This is a genomic window from Lentzea sp. NPDC036949, assembly GCF_055608075.1.
On sequence record NZ_JBVJRA010000013.1, the window covers coordinates 115,737 to 131,733 of the forward strand.

The 15,997-nt window shown below is 65.3% G+C and carries 17 protein-coding genes and 1 tRNA gene; 3 read left to right on the top strand and 15 right to left on the bottom strand.

Annotation, left to right across the window (positions count from 1 at the left end):
* Positions 1 to 143: 143 nt before the first annotated feature.
* The 11 genes from ACZ7CD_RS31300 to ACZ7CD_RS31350 all read right to left on the bottom strand — a co-directional run bounded on the left by ACZ7CD_RS31300 (position 144) and on the right by ACZ7CD_RS31350 (position 9,271).
* Positions 144 to 683: a VUT family protein gene (locus tag ACZ7CD_RS31300; protein WP_470380296.1), complete on the bottom strand. Its 540-nt coding sequence runs from the start codon at positions 681 to 683 to the stop codon at positions 144 to 146.
* Positions 680 to 1,843 (bottom strand): DGQHR domain-containing protein DpdB, encoded by a 1,164-nt coding sequence (gene dbpB / locus ACZ7CD_RS31305; protein WP_470380297.1) that lies wholly within the window; start codon positions 1,841 to 1,843, stop codon positions 680 to 682. Before dbpB (ACZ7CD_RS31305) ends, ACZ7CD_RS31300 begins: the two co-directional genes overlap by 4 nt.
* Complete coding sequence (gene dpdA, locus ACZ7CD_RS31310; RefSeq protein WP_470380298.1) at positions 1,840 to 3,078, bottom strand: tRNA-guanine transglycosylase DpdA; 1,239 nt, start codon at positions 3,076 to 3,078, stop codon at positions 1,840 to 1,842. Before dpdA ends, dbpB (ACZ7CD_RS31305) begins: the two co-directional genes overlap by 4 nt.
* Complete coding sequence (gene dbpB, locus ACZ7CD_RS31315) at positions 3,075 to 4,214, bottom strand: DGQHR domain-containing protein DpdB (protein WP_470380299.1); 1,140 nt, start codon at positions 4,212 to 4,214, stop codon at positions 3,075 to 3,077. Before dbpB (ACZ7CD_RS31315) ends, dpdA begins: the two co-directional genes overlap by 4 nt.
* Complete coding sequence (locus ACZ7CD_RS31320) at positions 4,214 to 5,128, bottom strand: hypothetical protein (RefSeq protein ID WP_470380300.1); 915 nt, start codon at positions 5,126 to 5,128, stop codon at positions 4,214 to 4,216. Before ACZ7CD_RS31320 ends, dbpB (ACZ7CD_RS31315) begins: the two co-directional genes overlap by 1 nt.
* Positions 5,128 to 5,949, bottom strand: a complete 822-nt coding sequence (folE2, locus tag ACZ7CD_RS31325; protein WP_470380301.1) for a GTP cyclohydrolase FolE2 — start codon at positions 5,947 to 5,949, stop codon at positions 5,128 to 5,130. Before folE2 ends, ACZ7CD_RS31320 begins: the two co-directional genes overlap by 1 nt.
* Positions 5,946 to 6,305 carry a 6-carboxytetrahydropterin synthase QueD gene (queD, locus tag ACZ7CD_RS31330; RefSeq protein ID WP_470380302.1) on the bottom strand — a complete coding sequence of 120 codons (360 nt, stop codon included), beginning with the start codon at positions 6,303 to 6,305 and terminating at the stop codon, positions 5,946 to 5,948. The genes folE2 and queD overlap by 4 nt, the downstream gene beginning before the upstream one ends.
* The gene (queE, locus tag ACZ7CD_RS31335) at positions 6,305 to 6,946 is read right to left on the bottom strand and encodes a 7-carboxy-7-deazaguanine synthase (protein WP_470380303.1); all 642 of its coding nucleotides are present in this window, start codon (positions 6,944 to 6,946) and stop codon (positions 6,305 to 6,307) included. The genes queD and queE overlap by 1 nt, the downstream gene beginning before the upstream one ends.
* Complete coding sequence (queC, locus tag ACZ7CD_RS31340; protein ID WP_470380304.1) at positions 6,943 to 7,650, bottom strand: 7-cyano-7-deazaguanine synthase QueC; 708 nt, start codon at positions 7,648 to 7,650, stop codon at positions 6,943 to 6,945. The genes queE and queC overlap by 4 nt, the downstream gene beginning before the upstream one ends.
* Positions 7,651 to 7,988: 338 nt before the next feature.
* A tRNA-Arg gene (locus ACZ7CD_RS31345) sits at positions 7,989 to 8,061 on the bottom strand.
* A gap of 130 nt (positions 8,062 to 8,191) precedes the next feature.
* The gene (locus ACZ7CD_RS31350; protein WP_470380305.1) at positions 8,192 to 9,271 is read right to left on the bottom strand and encodes a LacI family DNA-binding transcriptional regulator; all 1,080 of its coding nucleotides are present in this window, start codon (positions 9,269 to 9,271) and stop codon (positions 8,192 to 8,194) included.
* 73 nt (positions 9,272 to 9,344) lie between these two features.
* On the opposite strand from ACZ7CD_RS31350, the gene ACZ7CD_RS31355 reads away from it, so the two are divergent.
* Entirely contained in the window at positions 9,345 to 10,508 is a 1,164-nt protein-coding gene (locus ACZ7CD_RS31355) for an MFS transporter (protein ID WP_470380306.1), read from the top strand.
* Here ACZ7CD_RS31355 and ACZ7CD_RS31360 read toward each other — a convergent pair.
* On the bottom strand, positions 10,483 to 11,007 hold the full coding sequence (locus ACZ7CD_RS31360; protein ID WP_470380307.1) for a DUF3558 family protein: 525 nt from the start codon (positions 11,005 to 11,007) through the stop codon (positions 10,483 to 10,485). The two genes, ACZ7CD_RS31355 and ACZ7CD_RS31360, sit on opposite strands and share 26 nt — an antisense overlap.
* Positions 11,008 to 11,043: 36 nt before the next feature.
* Between ACZ7CD_RS31360 and ACZ7CD_RS31365 the strand changes: the two genes are divergently transcribed.
* Positions 11,044 to 12,975, top strand: coding sequence for a bifunctional copper resistance protein CopD/cytochrome c oxidase assembly protein (locus ACZ7CD_RS31365; protein ID WP_470376338.1), 1,932 nt, complete (start codon positions 11,044 to 11,046; stop codon positions 12,973 to 12,975).
* Here ACZ7CD_RS31365 and ACZ7CD_RS31370 read toward each other — a convergent pair.
* The 3 genes from ACZ7CD_RS31370 to ACZ7CD_RS31380 are packed head-to-tail and all read right to left on the bottom strand — an operon-like array spanning position 12,972 to position 15,303.
* Positions 12,972 to 13,769: an ABC transporter permease gene (locus ACZ7CD_RS31370; RefSeq protein ID WP_458433972.1), complete on the bottom strand. Its 798-nt coding sequence runs from the start codon at positions 13,767 to 13,769 to the stop codon at positions 12,972 to 12,974. The two genes, ACZ7CD_RS31365 and ACZ7CD_RS31370, sit on opposite strands and share 4 nt — an antisense overlap.
* 9 nt (positions 13,770 to 13,778) lie before the next feature.
* Entirely contained in the window at positions 13,779 to 14,702 is a 924-nt protein-coding gene (locus ACZ7CD_RS31375) for an ATP-binding cassette domain-containing protein (protein WP_470380308.1), read from the bottom strand.
* Positions 14,695 to 15,303: a TetR/AcrR family transcriptional regulator gene (locus ACZ7CD_RS31380; protein WP_458433970.1), complete on the bottom strand. Its 609-nt coding sequence runs from the start codon at positions 15,301 to 15,303 to the stop codon at positions 14,695 to 14,697. The genes ACZ7CD_RS31375 and ACZ7CD_RS31380 overlap by 8 nt, the downstream gene beginning before the upstream one ends.
* A 253-nt stretch (positions 15,304 to 15,556) precedes the next feature.
* On the opposite strand from ACZ7CD_RS31380, the gene ACZ7CD_RS31385 reads away from it, so the two are divergent.
* Positions 15,557 to 15,964: a single-stranded DNA-binding protein gene (locus ACZ7CD_RS31385; protein ID WP_360401895.1), complete on the top strand. Its 408-nt coding sequence runs from the start codon at positions 15,557 to 15,559 to the stop codon at positions 15,962 to 15,964.
* Positions 15,965 to 15,997 lie beyond the last annotated feature (33 nt).

Here is a 15,997-nt window from a genome sequence, read left to right on the forward strand (position 1 = left end):
CCCTTCGCCGCGTCCAGTCAAAACCATGCCGCAACGGCAGACTCAACCAGCGCTTGCCTCATCGACAATGCCAAGAGGCGAGGTGCAGTCCACGTTTCCGCGGCTGCCCTCGCCTCTTGAACAGAGAATGCGTGAAGCAGTGTTCAGACTGCTGGCCGAGCAGTCCTCTGATAGGTGTTCACTCCGCGGCGTATGAGCTCACCGAGCACGAGACATATTCCTGTCACCCAGACAGCCTTCACGAGAATCTGTCCAGCCACTGCGGTGAGGGTCAGACCGAACCCGGACAACCACAGGAACAGCATCGTGTCTGCGACAGAGCCGACAGCGTTCGATGAAATCAGCGCCAGGCGCCAACTGCGGGCTCGCAACTTGCTGTACACCACCATGTCGAGAAACTCAGACAGAGCGAACGCCGCGCCGGAGGCAAGAGCGATACGTCCGTCAGCCACGGCGACCGACAACACGGTGCCGGCAGCGATGCCGATCCACACCCATGTCCTGCCGGCGAACTCCTGCACCGCGTCGCGCAAACTCAACGCAAGAGCAGCCGTATAGGTCCCCGCAGGCACCAGAAGTCCGAATCCGGCTGCTACCAAGCCGAACTCGCTTGTGACGATGTTCGCGAGGAGCACAGTACCCACGTATGCCGTGACAGCGAGTATGAGAAGAGGTCGATTCATCGGTTCGAGGATCGCATTCTCTTGCTCTTGGCGTGCTTGCGGTAGGTGTCCAAGAGGTGGTTCGTCAGCAGTTGGATGTCCTTCGACGTGTTCTGCAGTTCGTTCCACCTCCGCACAGAACCGTCCTTGAACTCCCAGTTTCCCTGAGTCCAGCGACAGATCGGTGCAAGCGCCTTGAGCTCGACTTCGAACTCTTCGACGGTGAGTGGCTTACCGGTGGACTTGATCTTGATGATCTCATCCATCACGAACCCGAGGCTGATGATGCCGACACCGTGAGTGAGCCGTGACTTGGTCGGCTTGAGGTCCCACGGCAAACTGAAGACACGAGATACTGCAGTCCAGTAGTTCTTCAAGATGTCCAGCATCGCAGCCACGTCGCCGTCGCCTGCGCCAGCGTTGCGGTGATCGTGCAACGCGCCGTTGTCGAGACTGTTCTCCAGCATCCGCAAGATCGAATTGTCCTTGACGAAGCCATCCGGCATCGTCGTCGTGTGGATACGGTGCCTGAGCGGTGAGCCCTCGTCGTAGTTGAGACGTTCGAGCAACAGCGCAGGGAACTGACGCAACTGGAGAGGCAGGGGTAGTTGCCCGGAAGCGGTGGGCAACAGTTCGTGGATCAGCCCCTTGGGCAGCGGCTTGGTGTTGTTGACCAAGATGAATTGGGAGCGCTGCTCTGCAGCGTCGTCGGTGATGAACGCCGTCACGCAGACGGGGAAGCTCTCGACTCGGGCTTGGCGGATCGCAGAACTGCGCTGCTGACCGTCGACGATCCAGCCGGGCTTGTCGGACTCCGTCCACTCCTCGTCCACAGGGATGATCAGCATGCCGGCCCGGCTGTGACCATCTGCTGGAGCCCCCTTCATCGGCTCGAAGGTGACGCGCTTGTCGAACGCCACGACGAGCGCATTCGGCAGCATGGCGTCTGCGGATTCGATGTAGCGCTTGATGGCGTTGATGTGCGAGGTGACAGCGGTGCGCTGGTAGCCCTGCAACTGCGCGTCTTCATCACGACGGATGCGGGCGATCGTCGCTACCTTGGGCAACTGCTTCCCATCGATGGCGAAGGTGTAGAGCGTCCTGCTCGGGCCTTGCTTGACCTCGATGGCGGGGATCCGCAGCGTCTGCTCGGGCTCTATCAGGCTGTCGGTCGCGGTCACGCGGTGCTCCCTGCTACCAGTTCTCGGTCGAGTTTCTTGCTGAAGACGTACAGGTTGTGAAAACCGCGGCTCTTGTTGCGTTCCGAGCCTCGGAACAAGATCACTTCAACGCCGAGCCGAGTGCAGATCGCACACGGGCACTTCTCCCACGGACGATCGGCGAGCGTCGTGCGGTACGCGTTCCTGTGATCCTTCTTCGGGTCGTACAGCTTCTCGTATGCGCACAGAGCCTCGACGACTTCGTCGATGCTGCTGCTCCCGGCAGCGTAGGACCGGACGAGCTCCAAGCAGGTTTGCTCGTGCTTGAAGGCAAGATCCTGCTCGATGCGACCGGCGCTGATCTCTTTGCGCAGGCGAGGACTGCCGTCCACCTGGGGAATCCTAACGGCCACGTAGTTGCGCTCAGGACCGTAGTAGTTGTCCTTGTCGTCCTTGAACGACTGGCGGAACGCGGATGTGGTGTCGAAGCTGGTCACGCCGTATTTCTCGAACTCCAGGACCTGCTCGCAACGACTGATGCCGAGGAGGTGGAGCTGGGTCTTCGGGTCTCGATCTGCATCGATCCGGCGCAGGCTCAGCAAGATGTCTGCAGTCTTGAGCGGCACCATGCCACCGAGGGCGATCCGCGTATAGCCGATCTTCTGCAGTTCGGCCACAGAGTGAGCGTACGAGTCGGGATCCCATCCCTGTGCGACGCCCATCGGGATGAAGTCAACCTTGCGGAGCTTGCACAACTTCCAGAACTCGGCTGCGAGTTGCAGAGTGATTTCCTGGCGGCGCGTCCATTCGGGAAGTTTGGGCTCGTCAGGAGGTGTGATCGGCTTGAAGCCGAAGATCACGTGGTCGACCGAGATGCCGATGTGCAAGCCGGTCTCTTGATAGAAGTCGATGACCTCGTCCGGGGTGTACGGCGGGTACTCCTCGCCCACGTAGTTGAATGCGCCGCAGTCGCCCATGATCTTCAGGTCTTTGCTCTGGTTGGCAAGGCGGAAGAACTGCTCAGCGCCTTCTCGATAGAGCCTGTGCCGCTGTGCAACGGTGTACTTGCCGGTGCCGCTCATCGTCCCGTCGACGATGGCCTTCGACACGAGCAGTCCGTCGAAGGGCGGCTCAGTGAGCGCTTCGTGAGCGTAGAGGTCATCGCGTTGGCGGATGCGGAACGCCTTCTTCTCCTCGGTGATGAAGTCGAACGCTGGATCGATCTGATCCTGCGAGTCAGGGAAGAAGAACTTCATGGCGTGGGCGTCCTGCCGCTCGTGACGTAGGTGCGGATGAGGAAGTTGGACAGCTCTTGTATGTGCTTCGGGACGTTCTCGATGGCGTTCCACTTCATGCCGAGTTCCTCCCATGTGCCGCTGGTCCACCGGCACATGGGAACGATCTTCGCAAGCTCGCGGCGCACGAGTTCCGGCGCATCGTCCCGGAGGGGGTCCACTGCGATGAGCACACGATCCATCAGCCGACCCATGGCGCGGATGCCGGCACCATGACTCAGCCTGCTCTTGGTTGGAGGCTTGCCCCAAGCTTCAGGAAAGGTGTCCTTCACTGCGTTCCAGAACACCATGAGTGCGCGCCAGACCCCGTCGACGTCGGTGTTTCCGCTGCTCATGTTGCGGTACTGGAACAAACAACCCGTGTCTTTGAGGGATTCCTCCAGCATCTTGACGATGCTGGTGTCCGTGATCACCGCTGTCTTTTGGATCTTCGTGTCCGTCGATGAGCGGACGATGAGTCCGTGGAACGGAGACTTCTCATCATAGTTGAGCATGTTGCACAATTGCGATGCCAGCTGCTTGAGAGTCAGTCTCCGAGGCAGTTCTGTGGCAACCTCGGGCAGCAGTTCTGTGACCAGGCTCCGTGGCAACGGTTTGGTGTTGTTCACCCGGATGAACTGATCCCGCTGCACCGAAACCTCATCGGCGATGAACGCGGTGACCGGTACGGGGAAGTTCTTGTTCGCAGCTTGCGCCAGAGCAAGCGCGCGCTGCTGACCGTCCACGATCCAGCCCGGCTTGGGGCGGTCAGGCGGAACGAGTGGGATCTCGATCATTCCCGCCGTCGCGTAGCCGTCCTTGGTCTTCGGTCCCCGGCTTCCGGTGAAGTGGACGTCGGACGACAACGCAAGAATGATCGGATTGGGGAACAACACGTCGTCGCCGTCGAGGTAGTCGACGATCTCCTGGATGTGCGCTCGCACCGGAGCTCGTTGGTAGCCGATCAGATCTCCGGCCTCATCACGGTTGACTCTGGAGATCTCAGCGACCTGGAGGATCTCGGCTGCGGTCAAGGTGAAGAGGTACAGCGGTCGCTGCGTGCTCTGCTCCACCTGCAATGCTCGTCTGCTGATGATGAGTGATGATGCGTTCGCCATCAGTTGCCCCCCACCGCATTGAGGAACAGTTGGCGGAACCTGGTCTGCTCACAGGCGAATCCTGCAGTTCGGAGCTCACGCAACATCGAAGTGTGTGTGCTCCTCGGAGTCAGTCGTTCTGCGATGAACCCCAGTACTTCGGCGTCGCTCATCGGTACGCGCTCGAACTTGCGGCGTGGTGCACTGCTCGAACGCAACCGCAGCAAGTGCTCTGTGAGTGCCGACCTGGACAGGTCGTCGCCTTGGAGAAGTGCTGCAGCGATGCGCACGTTCAGCGAACCGAGGCTACCACCCAAACTGCTTTGCAGTCTGGCGTCAGTCGGCAGGAGGTAGCGGTCCCACTCGCCGGCGGACGACGCGCCAGCCGAGATGATCGACAACTGCTCGGCGTTCCGCAGTTGTCGCCCGGCGTTGACGAGGTCAGGTCCGATCGCACGCAGGTAACTGCTGGAGAGCACGGCGATGAAGGTCGCATCGGGGTCGCTGTCCGCGAGAGCAGCCAATGATCGCGGTGAGGTCGTGCTGGGGCCGCGCCAGGTCGACAGGTACTGCCACCATTGCTGGAGCTTGGTTGTCGTGTTGCCAACGCTGTCCAGTTGATCGGTGGCGAAGGTCGCGGCGTACGGCCTCAACTCAGCATCCAGCGTCACCAAGCCATAGCCCGCTGAGCAAACCCAGGTGCGGGCGTTCTCCGTCTTGGTGTGCAGCTTGCGTGCGATCTGCCACTGATCACCCGCATAGAGTTGCTGTGCCTCGACTGCCGGGACGGCAGAAGTGCTCAAGCGCTCGATCCACGCGTCGAAACGACCCGCTGTCCCCAGTTGGGTCAAACTGCGGACCTGCAGGGTTTCAGGTACGGGTTGCTGCTTGCGGTTGGTACACGTGACGATGATGTGCGTGCGAGACGTACCCATCACGTCGTCTCGAGCGTGTACGCACCGCGGTGAGGCCACTCTGTCACTGCGTATGCCGCATGGTCGTGAATGCTCTCGTCATTGGTAGCGCGAACATGGAATGCGCGCACCCGATCATCGGCGCGCAGTCGTTCAGCAACCGATCGTGCCATGTCCTCGACGAACACCGGGTTGTCATACGCCTGCATCGTGACAAAGCGTTCATCAGGGCGCTTGAGCAATGGGTAGACAGGTGCGGAAGCCGCCGATTCTGCAAGATCGAACAAGTGCGAGAGGCTCACTGGCTCGACGATGTCAGCACGCTCGTCAAGCAGAACACCGATGGTGATGTGACCGCGCTGGTTGTGGGCGCCGTAGTCGCTGATCGCCTTGCTGCAGGGGCATACGCTCGTCACGGGGACAGTGACCTCTACCCGAGTCGAACTGGCACGTTCGTCACCTACCACTGACCAGAGAACGCGGTGGCCGAGCAAAGCACGCGCGCCGCTGACCGGAGCACGGCGTTCGCGGAAAAATTCGGTCTCGACACACACCTTCGCCCACGGTGCAGTCAGCCTGCGAAGCACCTCGTTGTGGACAACGCGCATGCCGATGGCGCTGACCTCGGATGCGCACTCGTGCAAGATCTCCACGAAACGGCTCATGTGTGTGCCCTTGACCTCGGCAGGCAGCGCCACTGCGAGCGCGAACTCGCCAATGCTCTCCTGCTTGCCTTCAGGTCCCTCCGAGATCAACACCGGATACCTCAACCCGGAGATTCCGACCTCGTCAAGCGCGACGCCGCGAGTGTCCGGACGGTTCTGGACGTCTTCGAGCGTCATGCTGCGTCTCCTCGGTACACACAGCCGGAAGTGCACGTCTCCCGCACCACGATCTTCGACAGCGGAAGTTCGGCGGTCAGTTGATCCCAGATCCACCGCGCCAGGTTCTCGCTCGTCGGGTTCTGCAAGCCAGGCACTTCATTCAAGTAGCGGTGGTCGAGCTGGGCGTCGACCGGCTCGAACGCTTTCTTCACATCACCGAAGTCCATGATCCAACCCGTGGCGGGGTCCACGTCTCCCGTGACGTGGACCTCCACCCTGTACGAGTGGCCGTGCAAACGAGCGCACTTGTGACCCTCCGGCACGTTCGGCAGCCGGTGGGCCGCCTCGAAGGTGAACTCGCGGAAGATCTCCATCAAGCGATTCCTAGGTACTTGTGCGTTTGCAGGCTGAGGCTCCACTGAGGATTCTGCAGGCAGTACTCAACGGCGGCCTTGGTGTTCGTCTCGACCTCCGGCCCGTCCATCGGCTGAAGCCTCAGGTGGGTGAAGTCGAGGTTTTCGAACCTTTCCGGTGGCGCCGCCTCTTGTGGGTAGACGAGCTTGAGTTCGTCTCCGGAGGTGAGCACCAGTTCGCTGTCCGCCTTCGGACTGACGCAGATCCAGTCCAAGCCAGGGGGGGCCGGCTTCGTGCCGTTCGTCTCGACAGCGATCTCGAACCCGGCTTCGTGCAAGGCGTCAACCAGAGGCGTGTCGAGTTGCATGAGTGGTTCGCCGCCGGTGCACACGACGAATCGCTTCGTGCGTGGTCCGGTGACGCCTGACCACGCATGGCTGATGCCTTCCGCCAACGCCGCAGCGGAGTGGAAAGTCCCACCGCCAGGGCCGTTGGTGCCGACGAAATCTGTATCACAGAACTGGCAAATCGCCTTTGCGCGGCCGGACTCACGACCGTTCCACAGGTTGCAGCCGGAGAAACGGCAGAACACCGCAGGTCGGCCAGCGTGAGTTCCCTCGCCCTGCAGCGTGTAGAAGATCTCCTTGACCTGGTAGGTCACGAAGTCACCGACTTGGCAAGAACGGGATCGGCGAGGCCGAGGTCTTCGAACCCGCGCTTGCGAAGCAGACAGGAGTCACAAGTCGCGCACGCTTGTCCGGAAGGACTGGGGTCATAGCACGAGTGAGTGATCGCATAGTCCACGCCGAGTTCCAGGCCGCGCTGGATGGTTTGCGCTTTGGTGAGGTCGACGAGAGGTGCGTGCACCTTGAACTTCATACCGCCGTCGGCGCCGGCAACCGTGCCGAGGGTTGCCGTGGTCTCGAAGGAGTCGAGGAACGGTCGTCGGCAGTCCGGGTAGCCGCTGTAGTCCAGTGCGTTGGCTCCGATGAAGATGTCGGTGGCACCAAGCGTTTCGGCCCAACCGGCAGCAACCGAGAGGAAGATCAGGTTCCGAGCGGGCACGTAGGTGATGGGAGCCGCGCTTGAATCCAGTTGGTCGACGCTGTCGTGGTGCGGCACGTCGATGTCATCCGTCAGTGCAGATCCTCCGATGGCCCGCATGCCGAGGTCGAACACGATGTGCCGTGCTGCGCCGAGTTGGTCCGCGACGCGTTGAGCGGCTTCCAGTTCGACGGTGTGTCGTTGGCCGTAACGGAAGCTCAGCGCGAACGTCTCGTAGCCTTCTGCGTTGGCGATGGCCAGAACCGTCGCTGAGTCCAGGCCGCCGCTGAGCAGCACAACAGCTCTGCGTGGTGTGTCCACCGATGCCTCCAAGATCAGATCCGGCTCGCGAGAGCTGGATCGGTCAAACTGTGACGGTGCCAGAATCCTAGCAGTGCACTTTTGTGGCGCCATGTTGCACATAAACTGTAGTGGCAGGCATGCCTGACTGCCTGCGGGACGGTGGGTCGCGTGTCAATGTCGCCGCTGCGTAGCGCAACGCCAATTCGGGGCGTGACTGGCGGATCGCGTTGTGTTGACGTCGGCATCATGAGTTCTTGACGGGCTATGCGGCGCTTGCGAGTGGTCAACCCCGTAAAAGATCAAGGGGTGAGGTGGATCCGCGCACTGCGCGGATCCACCTCACCCCTCAACACGAGCGCCCCTGGCAGGATTCGAACCTGCGACCTCGGGATTAGAAGTCCCTCGCTCTCTCCACTGAGCTACAGAGGCTGGAGGGGTGCGGGAGCGGCCACGATGCGTGGTCGCCCGCTGCCCCCACCGGACACATCGTCCGGAGTCGATCGTCCGTTTCCGCCCTACGGCCAAACGGGTGGCGGAAACGGGGTAAACGTGACGCGAATCACGTTCTGGGGGCCGTTGAGGCTCTCTCCACGAGGGAAACGTCGAGTCTCGTCGGCTGGGGCGGTCTGCTGCCGGCCAGCAGTTCCAGGGCCAGTTCGCCGGCTCGGCGGCCCTTGTCGGCCAGGGGTTGACGCACCGTGGTCAGCGGTGGGTCGCTGTAGGCCGCCTCGGGGACGTCGTCGAAGCCTGCGATCGACACGTCGGAGGGCACCGAAAGGCCTAGGTCGCGGGCGGCCCGGAGTGCGCCGAACGCCAGTTGGTCCGAAGCGCACAGCAAAGCGCTCGGCCGGGGCGTGCGGGTGAGCAGCCACCGCGCGCCGAGACGTCCGAGCTCGCGATCACTGCCGCGCGCCTCCCACACCGGAACATTGTCCGGTTGCACCCCGGCTTTTGCCAAAGTGTCCAGGTAGCCGGCCAGGCGGTCGCGGCTCACGCGGAACGGCACGGCCGATCGGCGGTCAGCGGAGACCGGGCCGGATGCGCCGTCCGGGTGAAGCGCGAACATCAGCACGCCGAAGCGGGTGTGGCCCAGGGACAGCAGGTGTTCCGCCGCGAGCGAGGTGCCCCGGTGGTCCTGGACCTCGACGCGTGCGGAGTCGGGCAGCTCGGGCTGGTCGATCACCACGAGCGGCAGGCCGCGGGCGGCCACGGCGTCCAGTGCCGGTGCGGAGTCGGGAAGTGAGTAGGCGACCATCACGTCCGCTTGCGCGCGCGTCACGATTGAGGGGCGTGGTCCGCCTGTGGTGTCGCCGGGCATGAGGACGAGGCTGTGGTCGTGGCCGTCCACGGTCTGTGCGAGGCCGTCGAGCACGATGGACAGCGCTGGATCCGTGAACGCCCCACGGAGGCCCTGCGGCAGCATGAAGCCCACGGCGGCTGACGACCGTGTGGCCAGAGAGCGTGCAACGGGGTCTGGGCCTGCATAACCCAGAGAGCGCGCCGTCTCGAGGATGCGTTCGCGCAACGACGACGAGAGTTGGTCGGGGCGGTTGTACGCGTTCGACACCGTTGCCCGCGATACCCCGACCGCGGCGGCGACGGTGTCCAGCGTCGGCCTGCGGCGGCGGTCGGAGTCCACGGACAGCATCGTAGGCGAGGAGGCGTAAGAAGGGAGTTGGCGACTCTGAAGCGCTTCAGTCATGCTGGGGGACATGTCCCCACGGCTCGTCACGTTCGTCGTCTTCCTGCTGAACGGCGCCGTCTTCGGCACTTGGGCCTCCCGCGTGCCCGCACTCGCCGGCCAGGTCGGTGCAGACGAGGGCGTCCTCGGGCTCGCGTTGCTCGGTGCGAGCGCCGGGCTGGCGTTCACCGCGCCCGTGGCGGCCCGGATCTGTGCCGTCTACGGGTCGCGAGGGGTGCTGATAGCGAGCACCCTCCTCTGTCCGCTCCTTCTACCGGTGCTGGCGCTGTCGCAGTCGCCGTTGCAGATGGGGCTGAGCCTGGTCGCGTTGGGCGCGAGCGTCGCCGCGATGGACGTGTCGATGAACATCGCCGCCGTCACGGTCGTCCGCGACCTGCGGCGGCCGTTGATGCCGCAGTTCCACGCCGGCTTCAGCGTCGGCGGCCTCATCGGGTCGTTGGGCAGTGCTGCCGCCGCTCAAGCGCAGTGGACGCCCATGAGGCACTTCCTGGTTGCGGCGCTCATCGGCCTGATCGTCACGGCGATTGTGGCGAAGAGCATTCCTGGAGGAGTGGGGGAGCGGCATAGGCAAGAGGCCACCGAACGTGCCAGCGTCCTCAAGAGCCCTGTCTTATGGTTGTTGGCGGCCGTGGCGTTGTGCAGTGCCATCGCGGAAGGGGCGACAGCGGACTGGTCGGCGTTGTTCATGGTGCGTGAGCGCGGCATGGGTGACGCGGCGGCGGCGTACGCCTATGCGGGATTCTCGGTCACGATGGCGCTCGCACGGTGGTTCGGTGAGCCGGTGCAGCGGAAGCTCGGGCCGCACCGCCTGCTGGCCGCCGGTGGCGGGCTGGCCGCGACAGGGCTGGCGCTCACCGTCCTCGTGCCGGTCCCGGCCGCGGGTTACGCCGGGTTCGGGCTGGCCGGGCTGGGGCTCGCGTTCTCGTTCCCGGTGGTCATGGACCTGGCGGGCGAAGCGGGCAAGCGCGCGGACGGCAGTGGCGGGGAACGCGAGCTGGGGCTGGTGACCACGATCGCCTACACCGGGTTCCTCGCCGGGCCGCCGATCGTGGGCGGGCTCGCGCACGTGAGCTCGCTCGTGCTGTCGCTCGGGTTCGTGGCGCTGGTCACCGCGCTCATCATCCCGGCGACCTGGCTCGCGAAACGGGCTACGAGGCAGCCGGCAGGCGTTTGAGGGCGGTCTGGGCGACCGGCTCCAGCAGCTTCGTCGCCTGCGTGCCGGTCGAGGCCTTCTTGCTGATCGCGACCAGCAACGACTCGTTGCGCGACACCGCGATCGTGGCCGTGCACACCATGTTCTCGCCCTCCTGGCCGCAGGACAGCCACGTGGCGTGCTTGAGCGTCTGGACCTCGGAGCCCTTCGTCTGCCGGCTCTTCGACTCGTCGAACGACCGGTACGGCACCGCCACCATCACCTGGGCGTCCTCGTTCAGGACGAACAGGCACGAGTGGGGGATCTTGTCGTTCTGCGGGCTCGGCTTGTACTTGGGCGTGCCGATCGACTTCAGGTCGTCGTCGCCGATGAGCGTGCACGGGTCGACGTTCGCCGTCTTGCGCGGTGTCGCCACGGCGGGGCCGGGCGGCAACGGTGCGGCCACGGGATCGCCCTGGACGCTGTACGAGCAGCCGGCCAGGACGAACGCGACCACCAGCAGGAGGGGAGAACGGCTCACACAGGGCAACACTAGAGGGTGCGTAGGCTCCAGGCCGTGGCTATCGAGCGCTCGACCAGAACAGGTCTGATCCCACTCGTCGTCATCGGCTTCGCGGTGGCGGCGCTCGTCGCCGTCGCGCTGAGCGCGCTCTCGCCCAACCCGCCGGCCGGTCTGCTCGTCGTGCGCGTCCTCACCGAGGTGGGTGCGGTCGTGACCATTGGCTCGTTGCTGCTGGCGGCGTTCCTCGTGCCACCGCAGCAGTCCGGGAACCTCGCGGCCGACGGGTACGCGGCGTTGCGCACGGCCGGATGGGCGTCCCTGGTCTGGTTGGTCGGCGCGGTGCTGTCTGTGCCGTTCACCACTGCCTCGGCCATCGACCGGCCGGTGTCGTCGTTCACGGTCACCCAGATGATCGACACGTCGATGTTGCTGGAGCAGTCGAAGGCGTGGGCGCTGACGGCGATCGTCGTGGCGCTGCTCGCGCTCGGCTGCCGGCTGGTGCTGTCGTGGGGCTGGACCGCGGTCCTGCTGTTCGTGGCGATCTTCGCGCTGGTGCCGGTCGCGGTCACCGGCCACTCGTCGTCGGGTGGTTCGCACGACATGGCCACCAACAGCCTGTTGTGGCACCTCGTCGCCGTGGTGCTGTGGGTGGGCGGTCTGATCGCATTGCTCGCACACGGGCGCCGTGGCGGTGCGCACCTGCCGCTGGCCGCGTCCCGCTTCTCGAAGCTGGCGCTGGTCTGCTGGATCGTCCTGGCCGTCTCCGGCGTGGTGAACGCGCTGGTCAGGATCACGCCCGGCGACCTCGTGACCTCCACCTACGGCTGGCTGACGCTCGGCAAGATCGCCTGCCTGGTGGTGCTCGGCGTGTTCGGGTACTTCCAGCGCGAACGCGGCGTGAAGGGCGTGGTCGACGGCCGGCCCTCGGCGCTGCTGAAGCTCGCGGGCGTCGAGGTCCTGCTGATGATGTTCACGATCGGGCTCGCCGTCGCGCTCGCCAGGACACCTCCGCCCACCGGCAGCGTCGCGCTGCCCAGCCGCACCGAGATCGCCATCGGCTACGAGCTCGACGGGCCGCCGACCCTGGCGCGGATCTTGTTCGACTGGCGGTTCGACCTCATCTTCGGCACGGTCGCGGTCATCCTCGCCGTGCTCTACGTGCTGGGCGTGCGCCGGCTCACCAAGCGCGGCGACAAGTGGCCGGTCGGGCGCACCGCCGCGTGGCTGTGCGGGTGCTTCTCGCTGCTGTTCGCGACGTCGTCGGGCATGGGCCGCTATTCGCCCGCGATGTTCAGCGTGCACATGGAAGCGCACATGGTGCTGTCCATGCTCACGCCGATCCTGTTCGTCCTGGGCGGCCCGGTGACGCTCGCGTTGCGCGCCCTGCCGGTGAGCAAGGAGGTGCCGGGGCCGCGGGAGTGGGTCCTGGCGTTCGTGCACTCACCGGTCGCACGTCTGCTCACGAACCCGTTCGTGGCGCTGGCGTTGTTCGTCGGCTCGTTCTACGCGCTGTACTTCTCGGGGCTGTTCGAGGCCGCGCTGCCGTTCCACTGGGCGCACCTCGCCATGAACGCCCACTTCATCCTCGCCGGCTACGTCTTCTACTGGCCCGTGATCGGCGTGGACCCGTCACCGAACAAGCTGCCGCCGCTGGGACGGCTGGGCCTGTTGTTCGCGTCGATCCCGTTCCACGCGTTCTTCGGCGTCGTGCTGATGAGCTCGCAGAACGTCATCGGCGAGCAGTTCTACCGCGGGCTGGCGCTGCCGTGGGTGCAGGACCTGCTGGAGGACCAGCGGCTCGGCGGCGGCATCGCGTGGGCGGCGGGGGAGCTGCCGTTGCTGGTGGTGATGGTGGCCCTGCTCACGCAGTGGGCCCGGCAGGACGGCCGGGACGCGAAGCGGTTGGACCGCAAGGCCGACGCCGATGGCGACGCCGACCTCGAGGCCTACAACGCGATGCTGCGGAAGATGTCCGGGAAGGACTAGAGCGACAACGGCCTGCGGAAGCCGCGGACCGCGAAGAACGCCCCGATGGCGGCGATCACGCCGCTCGTGACCAGTGCGCCGGCCACGCCCGTGACGGGGTGGGCGAGTGCGAGGCTGCGGGCGGCGTCGACCGCGTAGGTCAGCGGGTTGACCTTGGCGACCGCCTGCAACCAGCCCGGCAGGCCGTTGATCGGCACGAACGCGCTGGACGCGAACATCAGCGGGAACATCGCGAGGAAGCCGACGGTCTGCATCAGCTCGGCCTTGCGCACCCACGCCGCGATCGCGATGAACACCCAGCTCAGCGCCCATCCCACGACCAGGGCGAGCCCCAGCGCCGCGAGCGTGCCGAGCACACCGCCGTCGGGCCGGAACCCGAACACCAGCACGCCGAACGCGATCATCAGCACGAGCTGGAACGCTGTCCGCACGGCATCGGAGAGGTTGCGTGCCAACAGAACCGTGCTGGGCCTGATGGGCAGCGAACGGAACCGTGCGAGCACACCGTTCGACATGTCCTGCACGAGCCCGATGCCGGACGCGAGAGAGGACTGCATCGCGGTGTTCACGAGGATCGCGGGCAGCAGGAAGTTGATGTAGCTCATGCCCGGCGGGAAGTTCGCCGTCGAGGTGATGCTGCTGAAGATCTGGCTGAACAGCGTCAGCATGATCAACGGCTGCAGGATGCTGAAGAACACCAGCGCGGGCGTGCGCAGCAGTGCGCGCAGCGAACGGCCGGTCAGCACGAGAACCTGTGTCGGGTAGCTGCTGCCGTGCCAGGTCAATGTCGCCATGATTTCCCCCTAGTTCGCGGCGAGCGTGAGGTAGACGTCGTCCAAAGTGGGCTCTTTGAGGCCGATCTCGTGTGCCTCCAAGCCGTTGTCGTCCAACGCGCGCACGACCGTCGCAAGGTCGCGTGAAGCACTGACGGGAGTGGTGAGCGTGAGACCTTCTGCGACCGGGTGGAGGCCGACCGAGGTGATCGCCCGCACCGCGGTGTCCACATCGGACGCCGAGTCGAGCGTCACGGTCACCGTGCGCTGGCCGACCTGGGCCTTGAGCTCCGCGGACGTGCCGGACGCGACGACCTTGCCGTGGGACAGCACGGTGATCGAGTGGGCGAGCCGGTCGGCCTCGTCCAGGTACTGCGTCGTGAGCAGCACGGTCGTGCCGTCCGCGACGAGCTTCTCGACGATCTCCCACATCGCGAGGCGGCTGGCCGGGTCGAGACCGGTGGTCGGCTCGTCCAGGAACAGCACCTCGGGGCGGCCGACCAGCGACGCGGCCAGGTCGAGGCGGCGCCGCATGCCGCCGGAGTAGGTCTTGGCGTTGCGCCTGGCTGCGTCGGTGAGGTCGAACTGCTCCAGCAGCTCGTCCGCGCGCTGGTGGGCCTGCCGTCCGCTGGCACCGAGCAGGCGTGCGATCAGCACGAGGTTGTCGTGGCCGCTCAGCTGTTCGTCGACGGCGGCGAACTGGCCGGTGAGGCCGATCCGGCTGCGCACCTCGTGGCCCTGCTTGACGACGTCGAAGCCGGCGACCCGCGCGTCGCCACCGGTGGGCGGCAGCATGGTCGTGAGGATGTTGACCAGCGTGGTCTTGCCGGCGCCGTTGTGGCCGAGCAGGCCCAGCACGGTGCCCTTCCTGGCGGTGACGCTCACGCCGTCGAGCGCGGTCACGTCACCGAACCTCTTGCTGACCTCGTGGGCCTCGATCATGAGCTCACTCATGTGTTCCCCCTTTGAGCGCGCCGTGCAGGAAGAGCTCGACGATGGCGGCGGGTTCGGCTTCTGTCTCGCCGAAGCCCGCGCCCATGCGGTTGGTGAAGACGGCGCCGAGCAGCATCCGCCCGGCGAGGTCGGGGCTGACGCGCAGATCCGCGTCGCCGAAGAGCTCCGCGACCGCGTCCGACAGCTGCTGCATGCCGATGGGCGGTCCCTTGTGCTTCTTGTGGTCTTCGTCGTGCGGTCGGTAACCCGTCTCGCGCAACGTGCCGATGAGGCCCCACATGCGGTCCAGGTAGCCGCTGAACGTGGCGACCCCCGCGGTCAGGCGTTCCTCCAGCGGTGCGTCCGCCGGGATCGCCGCGAGCCGGGCGACCTCCTCGTCGGAGTGCAACGCGCGCTGGACGCACGCGTCCAGCAGCTCCGCCTTGTCCCTGAAGACGCGGAACACCGTGCCCTCCGCGATCCCGGCCGCGGCGGCGATCTGGCTGGTGGTGACGTTCGCGCCGGCCTTGACGACGAGCGGCAGCGTCGCCTGGACGATCGCTTCGCGGCGGTCTTCCGGGCTCATCGCCGGGGCGCGGCGGCGGCGTGGTTCCTCTGGCACGTCCGCCACTGTATGAGTGAGTACTCACTCATGTCAATGAGTGGGCACTCACTCACTCGCGCGGGTCGAGTGGCGCACTAGCACACGGGGCCGACAATTCCCCGGTCCGAGGCGGTTCAAGATCCCGACCTGTCCACAACCCGCGAGTAGTCCACAGATCCCCGTCCACGCCACCACCCCGCCCCGCCGCCGGAGCAACCTGGACCCGCAACCCCTCGACCTGGAGGCGAGTCCCATGGCCTGGAATTCCACCGTGATCACCGTTGTTGGCACCGTGGTCGGCGACGTCAGCCACCGCGTCGGCGAGGACGGCAGGAGCAACGCCTTCTTCCGCATCGCCTCGACCGAGCGCCGGTACAACACCGCGATCGGCGACTGGGAGGACGGCGAGACCCTGACGCTCGGGGTCACGTGCTGGCGCAAGCTCGCCGACACCGTGCGCACCGCGGTCGGCAAGGGCGATCCCGTGGTGGTCCAGGGCCGGCTCCGGACACGGGTCTACGAGAAGGACGACCAGAAGAAGACCGTGCTGAACGTGGACGCGAGCACCATCGGGCTCGACCTCAGCCGGGTCCAGTCCCTGGGCGCCGCCACGGTTGTAGAACCGCGAGTGAGCGAAGATCTCGCGGGGAACCCGGCCGTGGCGACCGCACCGTTCTGATCTTGCGCCGATCGGGGCAACTCGTACCGGAGT